Below are 17,880 nucleotides of genomic sequence, written 5' to 3' on the forward strand. Positions count from 1 at the left end.
GTCAGCCCCCGTACGCCCCGCTCGCCGTCAGCCGCAGGGCCGTGTCGATCAGGGGGACGTGGCTGAAGGCCTGGGGGAAGTTGCCGACCTGGCGCTGGAGCTTCGGGTCCCATTCCTCCGCCAGCAGCCCCAGGTCGTTGCGGAGCGCCAGCAGCTTCTCGAAGAGGCGGCGGGCCTCGTCGACCCGGCCGATCATCGCCAGGTCGTCCGCCATCCAGAACGAGCACGCCAGGAAGGCCCCCTCGTCGCCCTCCAGGCCGTCCACGCCCGCCTCCTCACCCGACGTCGGGTAGCGCAGGATGAAGCCGTCCGGGGTCGACAGCTCGCGCTGGATCGCCTCGATCGTGCCGATCACCCGCTTGTCGTCCGGCGGCAGGAAGCCCATCTGCGGGATCAGCAGGAGGGACGCGTCCAGCTCCTTGGACCCGTAGGACTGCGTGAAGGTGTTGCGTTCCTTGTCGTAGCCCTTCTCGCAGACGTCCTGGTGGATCTCGTCGCGCATCTCGCGCCACCGCTCCAGCGGGCCGTCCGCGTCCCCGCTCTCGATCAGCTTGATCGTGCGGTCCACGGCCACCCACGCCATCACCTTCGAGTGCACGAAGTGCCGGCGCGGGCCGCGCACCTCCCAGATGCCCTCGTCGGGCTGGTCCCAGTGGGTCTCCAGGTAGCGGATCAGCTTGAGCTGGAGCAGCGAGGCGTAGTCGTTGCGGGCCAGGCCCGTCATGTGCCCCAGGTGCAGGGCCTCGGTGACCTCCCCGTACACGTCGAGCTGCAGCTGGCCCGCGGCGCCGTTGCCGACCCGGACGGGCCGGGAGTTCTCGTATCCCGGCAGCCACTCCAGCTCGGTCTCGCCGAGCTCCCGCTCGCCCGCGATCCCGTACATGATCTGCAGGTTCTCCGGGTCGCCGGCCACCGCCCGCAGCAGCCACTCGCGCCAGGCACGGGCCTCCTCGCGGTATCCGGTGCGCAGCAGCGAGGACAGGGTGATGGCGGCGTCGCGGAGCCAGGTGTAGCGGTAGTCCCAGTTGCGGACCCCGCCGATCTCCTCCGGGAGGGAGGTGGTGGGCGCGGCGACGATCCCGCCCGTGGGGGCGTACGTGAGCGCCTTGAGGGTGATCAGGGAGCGGACCACCGCCTCCCGGTAGGGGCCGTGGTACGTGCACTGCTCGACCCAGTCCCGCCAGAACTCGGTGGTCGCGGTGAGCGCCTCCTCGGGCTCGGGCGGCTGCGGAGGCTCCTTGTGCGAGGGCTGCCAGCTGATGCAGAAGGCCATCCGGTCGCCCGGCCCGACGGTGAAGTCGGAGTACGTCGTCAGGTCCTTGCCGTACGTCTGCGCCTCGGTGTCCAGCCAGACCGAATCGGGGCCCGCCACGGCCACGGTGCGGTCGTCGACCCGGTGCACCCAGGGCACCACCCGGCCGTAGCTGAAGCGCATGCGCAGCGCGGAGCGCATGGGGACGCGCCCGCTGATGCCCTCCACGATGCGGATGATCTGCGGTGCGTGGTCCTCGCGGGGCGGCATGAAGTCGATCACTCGGACCGTGCCGCGCGGGGTGTCCCACTCGGACTCCAGGACCAGCGAGTCACCGCGGTAGCGGCGCCGGGTGGCACGCGGGGCCTCGGTACCGGCCGGGAACGCCGGGCCGATCCGCCAGAACCCGTGTTCCTCGGTGCCGAGAATGCTCGCGAAGACGGCATGGGAATCGAAGCGTGGCAGGCACAGCCAGTCCACCGCCCCGTCCCGGCAGACCAATGCCGCGGTCTGCATGTCGCCGATCAGTGCGTAATCCTCGATGCGCCCGGACACGTTGCATCTCCAGTCGAACAGCCACGTCCGCCCCGAAGGGCGCTTGCATTGCGCGATGCCGCGGATTCTCCGGTGATGTGGATGTCCGCGTCCAGCCCATGATTCCGGAACCGGACGGGTTACGCCGTTCGCGGGGCCGCTCGGCGGGGATGTGATCGAGATCCGAGCAGGACAAGACGGCACCCTAGTGATCCCCGTCAGCCTGGCAACAATGGGGTTCGGCCGAACGGGTGAGCAGCGGCGATACCGCCGTGGCAGGCCCCGCGGACGCCTCCGCTCGGGCCCCGCCGCGTGGCCGGAGGCGGACCGGCCCGGGCGCTGATAGGCTGGTATCCCGTGGACCGGTGGTCTGCCTGTGCGAATCAGGAGCCCCGAAACCGCAGCTTCGGCGCCCCCTGAGACCCTCCGGTTCGATGGTGGCCGGCGCCGGACGCACCTCACCTCGCGACCACGGGAGCCCCCTCTTGGCGATGCCGCCCAAATCCATGACGACCAAGCACATCTTCGTCACCGGGGGTGTCGCTTCCTCCCTCGGCAAGGGCCTGACGGCCTCCAGCCTGGGTGCGCTGCTGAAGGCGCGCGGTCTTCGGGTCACGATGCAGAAGCTCGACCCGTACCTGAACGTCGACCCCGGCACGATGAACCCGTTCCAGCACGGCGAGGTGTTCGTCACCAACGACGGCGCCGAGACCGACCTGGACATCGGTCACTACGAGCGCTTCCTCGACGTCGACCTCGACGGCTCGGCCAACGTCACCACCGGCCAGGTCTACTCGCAGGTCATCGCCAAGGAGCGGCGCGGCGAGTACCTCGGTGACACCGTGCAGGTCATCCCGCACATCACCAACGAGATCAAGCACCGCATCCGCCGCATGGCGACCGACGACGTCGACGTCGTCATCACCGAGGTCGGCGGCACCGTCGGCGACATCGAGTCGCTGCCGTTCCTGGAGACCGTCCGCCAGGTCCGCCACGAGGTCGGCCGCGACAACGTCTTCGTCGTGCACATCTCGCTGCTGCCCTACATCGGCCCCTCCGGCGAGCTGAAGACCAAGCCCACCCAGCACTCGGTGGCGGCGCTGCGCAACATCGGCATCCAGCCCGACGCGATCGTGCTGCGCGCCGACCGCGAGGTCCCGACCTCCATCAAGCGCAAGATCTCGCTGATGTGCGACGTCGACGAGGAGGCCGTGGTCGCCGCGATCGACGCCAAGTCGATCTACGACATCCCCAAGGTCCTGCACACCGAGGGCCTGGACGCGTACGTCGTGCGCAAGCTCGACCTGCCCTTCCGCGACGTCAACTGGACCGTCTGGGAGGACCTGCTCGACCGGGTCCACAACCCCGACCACGAGGTCAAGGTCGCGCTCGTCGGCAAGTACATCGACCTGCCGGACGCCTACCTGTCGGTGACCGAGGCGCTGCGCGCCGGCGGCTTCGCCAACCGGGCCCGCGTCCAGATCAAGTGGGTCACCTCCGACGACTGCAAGACCCCGGCCGGGGCCGCGGCGGTGCTCGGCGACGTGGACGCGATCTGCGTCCCCGGCGGCTTCGGCGACCGCGGCGTCAACGGCAAGGTCGGCGCGATCACCTACGCCCGCGAGAACAAGGTCCCGCTGCTCGGCCTGTGCCTGGGTCTGCAGTGCGTGGTCATCGAGGCCGCGCGGAACCTCGCGGGCATCGAGGACGCGAACTCCACCGAGTTCGACGCCTCCACCCCGAACCCGGTGATCTCCACGATGGAGGAGCAGCTGGCCTTCGTCGAGGGCGCGGGCGACCTGGGCGGCACCATGCGCCTGGGCATGTACCCGGCGAAGCTCGCCGAGGGCTCCATCGTGCGCGAGGTCTACGGAGACCAGGCGTACGTGGACGAGCGCCACCGCCACCGCTACGAGGTCAACAACGCCTACCGCGGCGAGCTGGAGAAGAAGGCCGGCCTGGTCTTCTCCGGCGCCTCCCCGGACAACAAGCTCGTCGAGTACGTCGAGTACCCGCGCGAGGTCCACCCCTACCTGGTGGCCACCCAGGCCCACCCGGAGCTGCGCTCGCGCCCGACGCGCCCGCACCCGCTGTTCGCGGGTCTGGTCAAGGCGGCCGTGGAGCGGCAGCAGGCCGCGAAGTAGCCGCACGACCGCATAACGTTGGCAGCCGGGGTACGGAGATCCGTACCCCGGCTGTCGCGCGTTGTGGAGGGCTTCGGGGCATGGAGATCAAGGACACTGCGGAATCCTGGGAGACGGTGTCGACGCAGCGGCCGTTCCAGGGTGCGAAGACGGCGGTCGCCTCCGACGAGGTACGGATGCCGGACGGGTCCGTGGCCCGCCGCGACTACCAGGTGCACCCCGGGTCGGTGTGCGTGCTCGCCCTGGACGACGCGGGACGGGTGCTGGTGCTGAGCCAGTACCGCCACCCGGTGCGGCGGCGGCTGTGGGAGCTCCCGGCGGGGCTCCTGGACGTCGTGGGGGAGAACCCGCTGCACGGGGCGCAGCGCGAGCTCGCGGAGGAGGCGCACGTCAAGGCCGAGGACTGGCGGGTGCTGGCCGACTTCTACGCGTCCCCCGGCGGTTCGGACGAGGCCATCCGGATCTTCCTCGCGAGGGGGGTCTCTGAGGCGGACGGCGAACGCTACGCGGAGTCCGGCTCGGAGGAGGCGGACATGGAGCTGGCGTGGGTGCCGTTGCCGGAGCTGGTACGGGGCGCCCTGGCGGGCGAGCTGGCCAATCCCGGGCTCGTCACGGGAGCCCTGGCGCTGTCGGCCGCCCTGGCCGCCGACCCGGCCCTGGCCTCCCTCCGGCCGGCGGACGCCCCTTGGCCGGCCCGGCCGTACGAGGCGTAGGCCTGGCGGGGCGCCGTTGCCGGGGGCCGGTCCCCGGGGCCCTGCGCCTCAAACGCCGGCGGGGCTGGGGTTTGCCTGGGCGCGGGCTGGCTGCGGGTGGGGGTCGGTGCCGGGGGCGGGGTGGGGTGTCGGCCTGGACTGCATGATTTAGGCGCCCCTTCCTTTACTCCGACAGGGTTTGGGCTCTACCTGCGCCACAAATCACGCTCTACGTCCAGGCCGACACCCCACCCCGCCCCCGTCCCCGACCCGGGCCGCGCCAATTCAGCCGTCCGGCGTTTGAGGACCGGGGTCTGGGGCGGAGCCCCAGAGGGGTTCGGGCGCAGCCCGGGGCCCTTGTGCTTTCAGCCCGTCCGGCGTTTGAGGACCGGGGCAGGGCCGGCCCTGGGAACGGGGGAAGGGCGGGTAGGGGACTTCGCCCCGCAGGGCTCACGCACCCGGGACCGGCAACAGGCGGCCGTGGCCGCACCCTCGCCCAGACCCTGCCGCGGAGTTCGGCGCAGTGGCGCGTGAGGAAGGAGAAAATGTGCCCATCCGCTGATCCGATCGGGCGATTTGTCCGCCGCGCTCCACCCGGTCCGTCGCTCTGTGTGAACTACGCTCGCAATCCGAAGGCAGCGAGAGGAGCGGATCCGTGACGGATTTCGTCGGGCGGCGGCGTGAGCTCAAGGAGCTCCGCGAGGACATCGCGCGAACCGGGCTCGACACCCTCTCCGGCCGCAAGGCCAAGTCGCCGCGGGCCCGCGTGCTGCTCGTCGCGGGGCGACCCGGCTCCGGCCGGACCGCACTCGCCGAAGCGCTGGTCCGCGAGATCGCCGACGACTATCCGGACGGGGTCCTGAAGGTCCGCCTCACCGCCCCCACGGGGGAGACCGTCGCCACCGAGCGTGCCGTCCGCACCCTTCTGGAGGGGCTCGGGCAGCCCACCCCGCCCGGCGCCGCCGAGGACGATCTCAGCTCGGCCCTGCGCACGGCCCTGACCGGCCGCCGCATGGTCCTCCTCGTCGACGACGCCTCCGATCCGCACCAGGTCGACGCCCTGCTGCCGGACACCCCCGAGTGCCTGGTCGTCGTCACCGCCGAGGGCCCGCTGACCGGGATTCCGGATGTCCGCCCCTGCACCCTCGGCGGCCTCGACACCCCCTCGGCCGTCCGCATGCTCGTCCAGCGCATCGGCGACGTCCGCGTCGCCAACGACCCGCGCGCGGCCGAAGCCCTCGCCGAGGAGTGCGGCGGCCAGCCCGCCGCGCTGGCCCTGGCCGGCGGCTGGCTCGCCGCGCGCCCCAAGGCTTCCGTGGCGGACGTGGGCAAGCAGCTGCACGATATGCCCGGCGGTGTCGGCGGCCCGCTGGCCAAGGCCTTCAGGCTCGTCTACGAATCCCTCCCGCAGCCCGCCCAGCGGACCCTGCGGTTGCTTCCGCTTGCCCCCGCGGGCCTCGTCGACTCCCACGTGGCCTCCGCCCTCGCCGGCTGCTCCGTGGCCGCCGCGCAGTCGACCCTGGAGGATTTCGCCGCGCTGGGGCTGCTCAGGTCCGCCCATGACGGGCTGTACTTGCTGCCCGGCTGCCTCGCGCCGCTGCTCCAGGCCCTGCTGGAAGCCAAGGAGCGGCCCGCCGAGGTCCAGCTCGCCCGGGCCCGGATGCTGGAGCGCACCGTACGGCTGCTGCTCTCCTGCCGGGCGATGGCGGAGCCGGATGCGGAGGGGCACGACGGACCCGTCGGGGAGCCGGAGAAGCTCGACGGGGTGCCGCGCGCGCTGCGCTTCGCCGACCGGCGGGCCGCGGAGACCTGGCTGGACACGCGGCTGCCCGCGCTGCTGGCCGCCGCCTCGCTGGCCGTGGCCGACGGGGAGCTGGACACCCTGGCGCGCAGGTTCGTGGCGGCGCTGGCGGGGGCGCTGTCCGAGCACCGCGGCACCGCCGGGGCCGCGCCCGAGCTGTACGGGCTGCACCGGCTCGTGCTGGACGTGGCCGAGCGGCGCGATCTGTACCGGGAGCAGGCCGCCGCGCTGCTGAACCTGGCCGATCTGGACGCCGAGACCGGCCGGACGCGCGAGGCGCTGGACCGCTACCGGGCCGCGCTGGACGCGGGAAAGTCGGCGAACGACCCGTACGCGTCGGGCCGCGCGATGGAATCCGTAGGCGGCGCGCACCAGGAGCTGGGCGACTGGCACCGGGCCTCCGACTGGTTCGGCCGGGCCCTGTCCCACGCCCTCGCGCGGGGGGAGCGCGCGGACGAGGCGCGGCTGTACGGGCGGCTGGGGAACGTGCACACCTACGCGGGCCGGTACGGGGACGCGCTGCGGAACTGGCGGGCGGCCTCGGCCGGCTACCGGAAGCTGGCCGATGTCCCCGGCCAGGCAAAGGCGTTGAGCGAGATGGCGCGGATCCAGGAGTACGCGGGCCGGCCCGAGGAATCGCTGCACACCTGCCGGGAGGCGGTGGAGCTCGCGCGCAAGGCCGGGGACCTGCGGCTTCAGGCCGCGCTCCAGGTGCGGCTGGCGGACACGCTGGACCGGCTCGGGGATCCCGCGGCGGCCAGGCTGCACAGGTCCGCGGCCGACAGATTGCTGGGAGATGACCCCGCAGCCTGCGAAATCCGCAGCGTTTCCGACTGAGATTATTACTTTGCAAGGCTAGACAGCCGCTCATCCTTCATTAGACTGGCTTCACCAGGTCATCCTCTGGTGCATCCCGTTGCGCGTTCTTGTGGACGGGTTTGTATTGAAGTAGCCCGAAAAATCCCCTGAGCCAAGGACCGTGAGCCACGATGAAGGTCGGCATCCCCCGCGAGGTCAAGAACAACGAGTTCCGGGTCGCCATCACGCCTGCCGGCGTGCATGAGCTGGTCCGCAACGGCCACCAGGTCTTCGTCGAGCAGAACGCCGGTGTGGGCTCCTCGATCACGGACGCGGAGTACGTGTCCGCCGGCGCCGAGATCCTCGGCACCGCCGACGAGGTCTGGGCGACCGCCGACCTGCTGCTGAAGGTCAAGGAGCCCATCGCCGAGGAGTACCACCGCCTCCGCAAGGACCAGACCCTCTTCACCTACCTGCACCTCGCGGCCTCCCGCGAGTGCACGGACGCCCTGCTGGAGTCCGGCACCACCGCCATCGCGTACGAGACGGTCGAGACGGCGAACCGCGCCCTCCCGCTGCTCGCCCCGATGTCCGAGGTCGCGGGCCGTCTGGCCCCGCAGGTCGGCGCCTACCACCTGATGCGCTCGGTCGGCGGCCGCGGCGTGCTCCCCGGCGGCGTCCCCGGCACCCACGCCGGCGAGTGCGTGGTCATCGGCGGCGGCGTCTCCGGCTGGAACGCCGTGCAGATCGCCGTCGGCATGGGCTTCCACGTGACCCTGCTGGACCGCGACATCAACAAGCTCCGCGAGGCCGACAAGATCTTCGGCACGAAGATCAAGACGATCGTCTCCAACGCCTTCGAGCTGGAGAAGGCCGTCATCGAGGCCGACCTCGTCATCGGCGCGGTGCTGATCCCGGGTGCGAAGGCCCCGAAGCTGGTCACCAACGAGCTCGTCGCCAAGATGAAGCCCGGAAGTGTCCTTGTCGACATTGCGATCGACCAGGGCGGCTGCTTCGAGGACTCCCGCGCGACCACTCACGCCGAGCCGACCTTCCAGGTCCACAACTCGGTCTTCTACTGCGTCGCCAACATGCCGGGCGCGGTGCCGAACACCTCCACCTACGCGCTCACCAACGCCACGCTGCCCTACATCGTGCAGCTCGCGAACCTCGGCTGGGTCGAGGCGCTGCGTCGCGACCCGGCGCTCGCGCTGGGCCTCAACACCCATGACGGCCAGGTCGTTTACCGCGAGGTCGCCGAGGCGCACGGTCTCGAGACCCTTGAGCTGAGCTCGCTGCTCGGCTGATTCGTCAACGACTGACGTCAATCTCACGTATCCGGCCGGACCTTGCTCGCGAGGTCCGGCCGGAGGCGTTCCCGGAGTCCCCGGCGGGGCCGCTCAACTCGCCTCGAACGTAACCCTTTAACCCTTTCGCACACCTGCGAAACTTCCCGGCGACAGCTCGTACGCCCTTGACAGAGTGGTGTTCGGTTGCCGACACATCGCGGTGGGTCCGGCGGATTGTGTTGCCGCTGAGTGGTGACACGCCATAGAGTCGCCAACCGTCGGCATGGTGCCACGCTGACCTATCGATAAGTGTCCTGGTCACGTCCGAGGAGGTAAGACGACTTGTGAATGAGTCGACATTTGCTCCTGGAGGTGGTCGAGCAGGAGGGCCTGCGCGGGGCCAGGGTCCTGCCGGAATCGAAGCCGTGGGATCCGTAGCGGTCCGCACCTTCGCAAACCACCAGCACATGACGACGCCCCAAAAGAGCATGGACGGCCTAGACGTGAACTCCAGGGCCGGCGACCCGAGCGGCGACAAGCCCGTGGGTTTCGCCGACTACGAACAGGTGCCCGAGGGGCATTTCTACGACCCGGACGCGGAGTACGAGCCCGACCCCGAGTACGCGGCCACTCTCGCTCCCGACGCTGCACGCCAGCGCCGTGAGCGGATCGGCCCGACCGGACGGCCGCTGCCGTACTTCCCGATCCCGGGTCCGCTGACCGATCACGGTCCGGCGACGATCATCGCGATGTGCAACCAGAAGGGCGGCGTGGGCAAGACCACGTCGACCATCAACCTGGGTGCGGCGCTGGCGGAGTACGGGCGCCGAGTGCTGCTCGTCGACTTCGACCCGCAGGGCGCGCTGTCGGTCGGCCTCGGGGTCAACCCGATGGAACTCGACCTGACGGTCTACAACCTGCTCATGGAGCGGGGCATGTCGGCCGACGAGGTGCTGCTGAAGACGGCGGTCCCCAACATGGACCTGCTGCCGAGCAACATCGACCTGTCCGCCGCCGAAGTGCAGTTGGTCAGCGAGGTCGCGCGCGAGTCGACGCTGCAGCGGGCCCTGAAGCCCCTGCTGCCCGACTACGACTACATCGTGATCGACTGTCAGCCCTCGCTCGGTCTGCTGACCGTGAACGCCCTGACGGCGGCTCACAAGGTCATCGTGCCGCTGGAGTGCGAGTTCTTCGCACTGCGCGGTGTGGCGCTGCTGACCGAGACCATCGAGAAGGTGCAGGAGCGGCTCAACCCGGAGTTGGAGCTCGACGGCATCCTCGCCACGATGTACGACTCCCGCACGGTGCACAGCCGTGAGGTGCTGGCGCGCGTCGTCGAGGCCTTCGACGAGCACGTCTACCACACGGTCATCGGCCGTACGGTGCGGTTCCCGGAGACCACGGTCGCCGGCGAGCCGATCACCACGTACGCCTCCAACTCCGTCGGTGCCGCCGCCTATCGCCAGCTGGCCAGGGAGGTGCTCGCCCGGTGTCCCGCCGAGTGAGTCTGCCCGGAGCCGACGAACTGTTCCGTACGACCGGGGGGATGGCGCTGACGTCCTCCTCGCCGAACTCGGCGCGGGGCGTGGAGCACGCGGCTTCGGCCGCGGAGGGCACGGCGGGAGAGGGCCGCAGCCGGGAGGCTGAGGCCGGTACGGAGCCGGGCGTCGGCCCGCAGCGTAGGCCGCAGGAAGGTTCCGGTAACGCCGTCCCCGCCCCCACCCCCGGCCGGGGCAAGGGGCAGGGCCGGGGTGCGAACCGGCGGCCCAGCGGGCGTGAGCGGCACGACGAGAAGATCACGGTCTACGTCTCCGCCGAGGAGCTCATGGACCTGGAACACGCGCGGCTGGTGCTGCGCGGGGAGCACGGTCTGGCGGTCGACCGGGGCCGGATCGTGCGTGAGGCCGTCGCGGTGGTTCTGGCGGACCTGGAGTCCCGCGGTGACGCGAGCATCCTGGTGCGGCGGTTGCGGGGGCGCTGAGCCCCTGCGGGGGCTTGGCCGGGCTCGTCCCGGCGCCCTCGCCGTGTGCGGTGCCGTGGCTGGCGTGCCCTGCGGGGCGAAGTCCCCGCCGTGACCTTTGCCGCTGCGCGGGGCGGAGCTCCCCTACCCGCCCTTCCGCCGTTCCCCGGGCGCTGCCCGGACCCCGGTCCTCAAACGCCGGACGGGCTGGACGACCCTGGGGCTCCGCCCCAGACCCCGGTCCTCAAGCGCCGGACGGGCTGGAATTGGCGGGGCGGGCTGGATTTCGGGGCGGGCTGGATTTGCCCGGCGTCCCCGGGGGTTCCGTGCGGTCGTGCGTGGGAGGGTTAGGGGCTTGGGTTTCGGCCCTGGTCAGCCAGCCGTTCGTTCCGTACCTCCCTGGACCGCGATGCCCCCTCCCGCCGAACCCGGCCTCCCGCCCCGCCGCTCGCTGGGCCGCGGCCCGGGTGTCTCCGTACCGGAGGAGGAGAGGGAGCTCCCCGGACCTCCTGTCGTGGCCGTACCGGTCCCTGAGGCCCCTGGGGAGCCCGAGAGGCCAGGAGAGGCCGAGGAGGCCCCCGAGGGCGGCCCCGGGGGCCCCGAGAGGGCCGGGGAGGTTGAGGGGATCGAGGGGGCCGTACCGGCTTCCCTGGAGACCCTGGCGGTGCCTCCCGCGTCCTCGGCCGAGGACGGGCGGTTCACGGTGCACCTCGGGAACTTCGAGGGGCCCTTCGACCTGCTGCTGCAGTTGATCTCCCGGCACAAGCTCGACGTCACCGAGGTCGCGCTGTCGGAGGTCACCAACGAGTTCATGGCGCACATCCGTGCGATGGGGCCCGACTGGGACCTCGACCAGACGACCGAGTTCCTCGTCGTCGCCGCCACCCTGCTCGACCTGAAGGCGGCCCGGCTGCTGCCCGTCGCCGAGGTCGAGGACGAGGCGGACCTCGCGCTGCTGGAGGCCCGGGACCTGCTGTTCGCGCGGCTGCTGCAGTACCGGGCGTACAAGCGGATCGCCGACATCTTCCAGGACCGGGCCGAGACCGAGGGCAAGCGCTACCCGCGCACCGTCGGGCTGGAACCCCACCTCGCCGAGCTGCTCCCCGAGGTGGTCATCAGCATCGGCGGCGAGGGTCTGGCGCGGCTCGCGGTCAAGGCCATGCAGCCCCGGGCGAAGCCCCAGGTGTACGTGGACCACATCCACGCGCCCCTCGTGAGCGTCCGGGAGCAGGCCGGGCTGGTCGTGGCGCTGCTCAAGGCGCGCGGCGAGGCCACCTTCCAGGAGCTCACCGAGGACGCCGCCGACACCCTCACCGTCGTGGCGCGCTTCCTGGCCCTCCTGGAGCTCTACCGGGAGAAGGCGGTGGTCCTGGACCAGGAGGAGGCCCTGGCGACGCTCACGGTGCGCTGGAGCGGCGGGGACGGGGACGGCATGCCGACGGTGACGGACGAGTTCGACCAGATCGTGGAGGTCAAGGAATGAGCGAGACGGCGGCCCCCGTGGCCGGGCTGGCGTTGAAGCCCGCCCTGGAGGCGGTCCTCATGGTCGTGGACGAGCCGGCGACCGAGGCGCACCTGGCGAAGGTGCTGGAGCGGACCCCGCGCGAGGTCGCGCGGGCGCTGCGCGAGCTGGTGGACGAGTACGAGGTCCAGGGCCGCGGATTCGAATTGCGGCTCGTCGCCGGGGGCTGGCGGTTCTACAGCCGGGCGGACTACGCGCCGGCGGTGGAGGCCTTCGTCCTGGACGGCCAGCAGGCCCGTCTCACCCAGGCGGCGCTGGAGACGATGGCCGTGGTCGCGTACCGCCAGCCGGTCAGCCGGTCGCGGGTCTCGGCGGTGCGCGGAGTCAACTGCGACGGGGTCATGCGCACCCTCCTCCAGCGGGGTCTGGTGGAGGAGGCGGGGACGGAACCCGAAACAGGTGCGATCCTGTACAGGACGACGAACTACTTTCTGGAGCGGATGGGCCTGCGTGGCCTGGACGAGCTCCCGGAGCTCGCGCCCTTCCTCCCCGAGGCGGACGCGATCGAAGCCGAGACGCAAGAGGGTGTTCCGTCGTTCGATCCGGACTCTCCGGATACCGATGAAGACGACAAGACGACGGAACTTTGATGCGAAGCAGCGGCAACGGCAACGGTGGCGGCAACAGGAACAGCGGCGGCGGTGGTGGCGGGCGAGGTAGCTCCCCCCGCGGCGGCTCCTCCAGCGGCGGCGGTGGTGGCTACCGCGGTGGCGGCTCCGGCGGCGGCAGCGGCTCGGGAGGCGGCTCCCGCGGCGGCTCCTCGGGTGGTGGCTACCAGGGTGGCGGCTCCCGCGGCGGCTCCTCCGGTGGTGGCTACCAGGGTGGCGGCAGCTCCGGCGGCGGCTCCCGCGGCGGCTCCTCGGGTGGTGGCTACCAGGGTGGCGGCTCCCGCGGCGGCTCCTCCGGTGGTGGCTACCAGGGTGGCGGCAGCTCCGGCGGCGGCTCCCGCGGCGGCAGCTCGGGCGGTGGCTACCAGGGTGGCGGCTCCCGCGGCGGCTCCTCCGGTGGCGGTTACCAGGGTGGCGGCTCCCGCGGCGGCTCCTCCGGTGGCGGTTACCAGGGTGGCGGCTCCTCCGGCGGTTACCAGGGCGGCAGCTCCGACCGTGACCGCGAGCAGGCCCCCCGCATCCGCAACCCCCGCCCCGAGGAGCGTCGCTACGACGTGGGCCCCGAGGGCGAGCGCAACGGCCGCGGCGGTGCCAAGGCGGGCGGCGGCGGTGCCCGCGGCGCGGCCGACGGCAACCGCGGTGGCGGTGCGCGCGGCGCTGCGGCCCGCGGTGGCGCCAAGGGCGGCCCGAAGGTCTCCCGTACCCCGGGCATCGGCGGCGCCGGCGGCCCGCGCATCGGCCCCGGCTCCCGCAGCGGCCAGTCCAAGCCGCGCGAGCTGGAGGCGCGGATCGAGGAGCGCGTGCGCGACCGGTACGCCGACAAGCCCGTGATCAAGACTCCGAAGACCTTCCCGGGCGCCGAGGAGGAGGGTGAGCGTCTGCAGAAGGTGCTCGCCCGTGCCGGCATGGGTTCGCGCCGTGCGTGCGAGGAGCTCATCGAGCAGGCGCGCGTCGAGGTCAACGGCGAGATCGTCCTGGAGCAGGGCAAGCGCGTGAAGCCCTCGGACGAGATCAAGGTGGACGGCCTGACCGTCGCCACCCAGTCGTACCTGTTCTTCGCGCTGAACAAGCCGGCCGGCGTCGTCTCCACCATGGAGGACCCGGACGGCCGCCAGTGCCTCGGTGACTACGTCACCAACCGCGAGACGCGTCTCTTCCACGTCGGCCGGCTCGACACCGAGACCGAGGGCATCATCCTGCTCACCAACCACGGTGAGCTGGCCCACCGCCTCACGCACCCGAAGTACGGCGTGAAGAAGACCTACGTCGCCGCCATCACCGGCCCGCTGCCGCGCGACATCGGCAAGCGCCTCAAGGACGGCATCGAGCTGGAGGACGGCTACGCCCGCGCCGACCACTTCCGCGTCGTCGACCAGCTCGGCAAGAACTACCTGGTCGAGGTGACCCTCCACGAGGGCCGCAAGCACATCGTCCGCCGCATGCTGTCCGAGGCCGGCTTCCCGGTCGAGAAGCTCGTGCGGACCTCGTTCGGCCCGATCGAGCTCGGTGACCAGAAGTCCGGCTGGCTGCGCCGCCTGACCAACACCGAGGTCGGCATGCTCATGCGCGAGGTCGGTCTCTAGGGCCCGGCCAGAAGCACGGCCCCACACGGGCCTCCAGAACCCGCGGTGCCTTCGGGCGCCGCGGGTTTTTTGGTTGTGCGGGACCCCGGAGCCTGTTTATAGTCAACCTGACTATAAAGAGATGAGGGTGGGCGTCATGGGATGGCAGACGAGCTGGACCGAGATCCTCGGGTTCGTCACGGGGGCCGTGTGCGTCTGGCTGGTCGCCCGGCAGCACATCGCGAACTGGCCGATCGGCATCGCGAACAACGTCTTCTTCATCGTGCTCTTCGCCCAGGCGGGCCTCTACGCCGACGCCGGGCTGCAGATCGTCTTCATCGCCCTCGCCGCGTACGGCTGGTGGTCCTGGACCCACGGGGGTGGACCAGGCACCACCACGGCCCTGCCCGTGCGCCGCACCACGGCCGCCGAGTGGACCGTGCTGGCCGCGGCGGGGGCGGTGGGGGTGCTCGGTCTGACCCTGCTGCTGAGCCGGGCCACCGACTCCACCGTCCCGTTCTGGGACGCCCTGACGACCGGGCTCTCGCTCATGGCCACGTACGGGCAGTGCCGCAAGCTCGTCGAGTCCTGGTGGCTGTGGATCGCCGCGGACCTCGTCTACATCCCGCTGTACGCCTACAAGGGCCTGTACCTGACCTCCCTGCTCTACGTCGGCTTCCTCGCCCTGTGCGTGGCCGGACTGCTCGGCTGGCGCCGGGCCCTCCCGGCCCGCGGGGCGACGGCGGAGACGGCGGCGACGGCGGTGACTTCGTGAAGCGCCACGGCCACGGCCTGGTCCTCGGCAAGTTCTATCCACCGCACGCCGGCCACCACCACCTGGTGCGCACCGCGCAGGACCAGTGCGAGCGGCTGACCGTACTGGTCTGCGCGGCCTCCGTGGAGTCCGTACCGCTCGCCGACCGGGTCGCCTGGATGCGCGAGGCGCACCCGGGGGCCGAGGTGGTCGGAGCGGTCGACGACATCCCGGTCGACCTCCACGACCCGGCCGTCTGGGAGGCGCACATGGCGATCTTCCGGGGCGCGGTGCGCCGCCCGGTCGACGCCGTCTTCACCTCCGAGGCCTACGGGACCGAGCTCGCGCGGCGGTTCGGCGCCGAGGAGGTCTGCGTGGACCGGGGCCGCACCCTGTTCCCGGTGTCCGGCACGGCCGTACGGGCCGACCCCGTCGGGAACTGGGAGTTCCTGGGACCCGCCGTACGGGCCGCCCTGACCCGGCGGATCGTCGTACTCGGCGCCGAGTCCACCGGCACGACCACCCTGTCGCGGGCCCTGGCCGAGCACTGGCGGGGGCGCGGCGGGGTGTGGGCGAAGACGGGCTGGGTGGCGGAGTACGGCCGGCGGTACAGCGAGGAGCGGCTCGCGGCGGCGCGCGCCGCGGACCCGGCGGCGACCTGGGCCGACGTGAGCTTCACCTCGGCGGAGTTCCCGGTGATCGCACGGCGCCAGGACGCGGAGGAGGAGCGGGCGGCCCGGCTGGGATCGCCGGTGCTCTTCTGCGACACCGACTCCTTCGCCACCGGGATCTGGCACGAGCGGTACATGGGCGCGCGCAGCGCGGAGGTCGAGCGGATCGCCGCCGGGACGCGGCGGGACCTGTACCTGCTCACCGACCACGCGGACGTGCCCTTCGAGGACGACGGGCTGCGCGACGGAGCGGAGCTCCGGCCGTGGATGACCGGGCGGTTCCTGGAGGAGCTGGAACGGACCGGGAAGCGCCACCTGGTGGTCCGCGGGGACCGCGAGGCGCGGCTGGCGGCGGCGGTGGCCGCCGTCGACGGACTGCTGGCGGAGGGCTGGCAGTTCGCGGATCCGCTGCCGGAGCGGGTGGCGGAGCGGACGGGGGAGCGGAGCCGATGAGTGACACCGGACCCGGACACGGACCCGGGCAGGGACCCGGACCCGGACCCGGGCAGGGACCCGGGCAGGGGTACGACCCGCACGCCTTCGCCCCCTTCGCGGTGACCGTCGACCTCGCCGTCTTCACCGTGCGCGGCGGGACCCTGCACGTGCTGCTGATCCGGCGCGGGCAGGAACCGTACGCGGGCGCCTGGGCCCTGCCCGGCGGCTTCCTGCTGCCCCGCGAGTCCGCCGAGACGGCCGCCCGGCGCGAACTGGCCGAGGAGACCGGCCTGTCGGCGCAGGTGGTCGACGCCCTCCGCCTGGACCAGCTGCGCACCTACAGCGACCCGGACCGCGACCCCCGCATGCGGGTGGTCTCGGTGGCCTTCACCGCGCTCGTCCCCGATCTGCCGGAACCGGTGGCCGGGGGTGGCGGAGACGCGGACCGCGCCCGCTGGGTGCCGGTGGGGGAGGCCTGCGAGCCCGCCTTCGGACTGGCCTTCGACCACGCGGAGATCCTCGCGGACGCCCGCTCCCGGGTCGGCTCGAAGCTGGAGTACAGCTGCCTGGCCACCGCCTTCTGCCCGCCCGAGTTCACCCTCGGCGAGCTCCAGGCCGTCTACGAGACCGTCTGGGACACCGTCCTGGACCGCCCCAACTTCCGCCGCAAGGTCCTGGCCACGCCCGGCTTCGTCGAGGCCGTGCCCGGAGCCGCCCGGCTCACCGGCGGCCGCGGCAAACCGGCCGCGCTCTACCGGCCCGGCCCCGCCAACACCCTGCACCCGCCCCTGCTGCGCCCCTCGGAAGGACACGCGCGATGACGACGAAGCCGACGAACCCGCCCCACACGAAGCGGGCCGCCACGGGCTCCCTGATCGGACTGGCCCTGGGAGACGCCCTCGGCTTGCCGACGGAGTTCAACGACGTGCCCAGGATCCTGGCGAAGACCGGCCCCTGGCGGCAGATGGACCTGCCCCGGCCGGCGATCGTCACCGACGACACCCAGATGACGCTGGCCCTCGCCCGCGGCATGCGGACCGCCGCGGAGCGGGGCCGGGTGGGCCCGCTGCGCCTCGCCCGCCCGGTCCGGGAGGAGTTCGTGGACTGGTACCACTCCCCGGAGAACAACCGGGCCCCGGGCAACACTTGCCTGAAGGCCTGCAGCCTCCTTGACCTTCCCGAGCGGGACTGGCGCGACGCCAGCCAGCTCGGCTCCAAGGGCTGCGGCGCGAACATGCGGGTGGCTCCGGTCGGTCTGGTGCCCGGCTGGACGGAGGAGGAGCGGGCCGGCGCGGCCCAGCTCCAGTCGGCCCTGACCCACGGCCACCCCACCGCACTGGCCGCCTCCGACCTCACGGCGCGGGCGGTGTTCCTGCTGGCGCAGGGCACCGAGGTGACCGGCCTGGTCGGGCAGCTGCGCTCGTACGCCCTGGAGAACCGCACCCGCTACCACGAGCGCTGGCTCGGCGACCTCTGGACGCGGACGGCGTCCGACGCCTCGGCCGAGTCCTTCATGGCGCGCGGCTGGGACGAGTGCCTGGAGGTCCTGGACCGTCTCGCGGCGGCCCTGCGCACCCCGTCCCCGGAAACCGACCCCTGCCTCACGACCGGCGAGGGCTGGATCGCCGAGGAGGCCCTGGCCACCGCCCTCCAGTGCTTCCTGCTCTTCCCGGAAGACCCGCTCCTGGCCCTGCGCCGCGCGGCCTGCACGGCGGGCGACTCCGACTCCATCGCCTGCCTGGCCGGCGCCTTCGCGGGCGCCCACCTCGGCGCGGACGCCTGGCCCCGCGACTGGGAGGGACGCATCGAGTACCGCGCCGAGCTCCTGTCCTTCGGCGCCCTCTGGGACGCGTGAACC

General features: G+C 72.1%; 14 protein-coding genes. 13 read left to right on the forward strand and 1 reads right to left on the reverse strand.

The annotated features are described in order from the left end of the window. Position 1: 1 nt before the first annotated feature. On the reverse strand, positions 2-1,807 hold the full coding sequence (locus tag OG276_RS29770) for a glycoside hydrolase family 15 protein (protein WP_266909891.1): 1,806 nt from the start codon (positions 1,805-1,807) through the stop codon (positions 2-4). Between the two features lie 470 nt (positions 1,808-2,277). Between OG276_RS29770 and OG276_RS29775 the strand changes: the two genes are divergently transcribed. The 13 genes from OG276_RS29775 (at position 2,278) to OG276_RS29835 (ending at position 17,877) form a co-directional block, all read left to right on the forward strand. Continuing rightward, entirely contained in the window at positions 2,278-3,930 is a 1,653-nt protein-coding gene (locus OG276_RS29775) for a CTP synthase (RefSeq protein ID WP_266909893.1), read from the forward strand. A gap of 80 nt (positions 3,931-4,010) precedes the next feature. Beyond that, positions 4,011-4,643 carry an NUDIX domain-containing protein gene (locus OG276_RS29780; protein ID WP_266909895.1) on the forward strand — a complete coding sequence of 211 codons (633 nt, stop codon included), beginning with the start codon at positions 4,011-4,013 and terminating at the stop codon, positions 4,641-4,643. 634 nt (positions 4,644-5,277) lie between these two features. Continuing rightward, the gene (locus OG276_RS29785; protein ID WP_266909897.1) at positions 5,278-7,260 is read left to right on the forward strand and encodes an AAA family ATPase; all 1,983 of its coding nucleotides are present in this window, start codon (positions 5,278-5,280) and stop codon (positions 7,258-7,260) included. 152 nt (positions 7,261-7,412) lie between these two features. Then, positions 7,413-8,528 (forward strand): alanine dehydrogenase, encoded by a 1,116-nt coding sequence (gene ald, locus OG276_RS29790; protein ID WP_266909899.1) that lies wholly within the window; start codon positions 7,413-7,415, stop codon positions 8,526-8,528. Between the two features lie 449 nt (positions 8,529-8,977). Further along, positions 8,978-10,015 (forward strand): ParA family protein, encoded by a 1,038-nt coding sequence (locus OG276_RS29795; protein ID WP_266909901.1) that lies wholly within the window; start codon positions 8,978-8,980, stop codon positions 10,013-10,015. Then, the gene (locus OG276_RS29800; RefSeq protein ID WP_266876780.1) at positions 10,000-10,491 is read left to right on the forward strand and encodes a hypothetical protein; all 492 of its coding nucleotides are present in this window, start codon (positions 10,000-10,002) and stop codon (positions 10,489-10,491) included. Before OG276_RS29795 ends, OG276_RS29800 begins: the two co-directional genes overlap by 16 nt. Positions 10,492-10,879: 388 nt before the next feature. Then, positions 10,880-11,953, forward strand: coding sequence for a ScpA family protein (locus OG276_RS29805; RefSeq protein WP_266909904.1), 1,074 nt, complete (start codon positions 10,880-10,882; stop codon positions 11,951-11,953). Continuing rightward, complete coding sequence (gene scpB, locus OG276_RS29810) at positions 11,950-12,582, forward strand: SMC-Scp complex subunit ScpB (protein ID WP_266909906.1); 633 nt, start codon at positions 11,950-11,952, stop codon at positions 12,580-12,582. Before OG276_RS29805 ends, scpB begins: the two co-directional genes overlap by 4 nt. Next, positions 12,582-14,183 (forward strand): pseudouridine synthase, encoded by a 1,602-nt coding sequence (locus tag OG276_RS29815; RefSeq protein ID WP_266909908.1) that lies wholly within the window; start codon positions 12,582-12,584, stop codon positions 14,181-14,183. The genes scpB and OG276_RS29815 overlap by 1 nt, the downstream gene beginning before the upstream one ends. Before the next feature lie 136 nt (positions 14,184-14,319). After that, on the forward strand, positions 14,320-14,937 hold the full coding sequence (gene pnuC, locus OG276_RS29820) for a nicotinamide riboside transporter PnuC (protein WP_266909910.1): 618 nt from the start codon (positions 14,320-14,322) through the stop codon (positions 14,935-14,937). Beyond that, positions 14,934-16,040 (forward strand): AAA family ATPase, encoded by a 1,107-nt coding sequence (locus OG276_RS29825; protein ID WP_266909912.1) that lies wholly within the window; start codon positions 14,934-14,936, stop codon positions 16,038-16,040. The genes pnuC and OG276_RS29825 overlap by 4 nt, the downstream gene beginning before the upstream one ends. Next, positions 16,037-16,843, forward strand: a complete 807-nt coding sequence (locus OG276_RS29830; protein ID WP_266909914.1) for an NUDIX domain-containing protein — start codon at positions 16,037-16,039, stop codon at positions 16,841-16,843. The genes OG276_RS29825 and OG276_RS29830 overlap by 4 nt, the downstream gene beginning before the upstream one ends. Beyond that, the gene (locus OG276_RS29835; RefSeq protein WP_266909916.1) at positions 16,840-17,877 is read left to right on the forward strand and encodes an ADP-ribosylglycohydrolase family protein; all 1,038 of its coding nucleotides are present in this window, start codon (positions 16,840-16,842) and stop codon (positions 17,875-17,877) included. Before OG276_RS29830 ends, OG276_RS29835 begins: the two co-directional genes overlap by 4 nt. The last annotated feature ends 3 nt before the right edge of the window (positions 17,878-17,880 follow it).

The organism is Streptomyces sp. NBC_00086, from assembly GCF_026343255.1.
Lineage (GTDB): Bacteria > Actinomycetota > Actinomycetes > Streptomycetales > Streptomycetaceae > Streptomyces.

Excerpts from the sequence above, each read along its gene's own strand:
- OG276_RS29835 (WP_266909916.1), top strand. The coding sequence starts at position 16,840 with ATGACGACGAAGCCGACGAACCCGCCCCACACGAAGCGGGCCGCCACG.
- OG276_RS29830 (WP_266909914.1), top strand. The coding sequence starts at position 16,037 with ATGAGTGACACCGGACCCGGACACGGACCCGGGCAGGGACCCGGACCC.
- scpB (WP_266909906.1), top strand. The coding sequence starts at position 11,950 with ATGAGCGAGACGGCGGCCCCCGTGGCCGGGCTGGCGTTGAAGCCCGCC.
- pnuC (WP_266909910.1), top strand. The coding sequence starts at position 14,320 with ATGGGATGGCAGACGAGCTGGACCGAGATCCTCGGGTTCGTCACGGGG.
- ald (WP_266909899.1), top strand. The coding sequence starts at position 7,413 with ATGAAGGTCGGCATCCCCCGCGAGGTCAAGAACAACGAGTTCCGGGTC.
- OG276_RS29805 (WP_266909904.1), top strand. The coding sequence starts at position 10,880 with ATGCCCCCTCCCGCCGAACCCGGCCTCCCGCCCCGCCGCTCGCTGGGC.
- OG276_RS29795 (WP_266909901.1), top strand. The coding sequence starts at position 8,978 with ATGACGACGCCCCAAAAGAGCATGGACGGCCTAGACGTGAACTCCAGG.
- OG276_RS29775 (WP_266909893.1), top strand. The coding sequence starts at position 2,278 with ATGCCGCCCAAATCCATGACGACCAAGCACATCTTCGTCACCGGGGGT.
- OG276_RS29815 (WP_266909908.1), top strand. The coding sequence starts at position 12,582 with ATGCGAAGCAGCGGCAACGGCAACGGTGGCGGCAACAGGAACAGCGGC.
- OG276_RS29780 (WP_266909895.1), top strand. The coding sequence starts at position 4,011 with ATGGAGATCAAGGACACTGCGGAATCCTGGGAGACGGTGTCGACGCAG.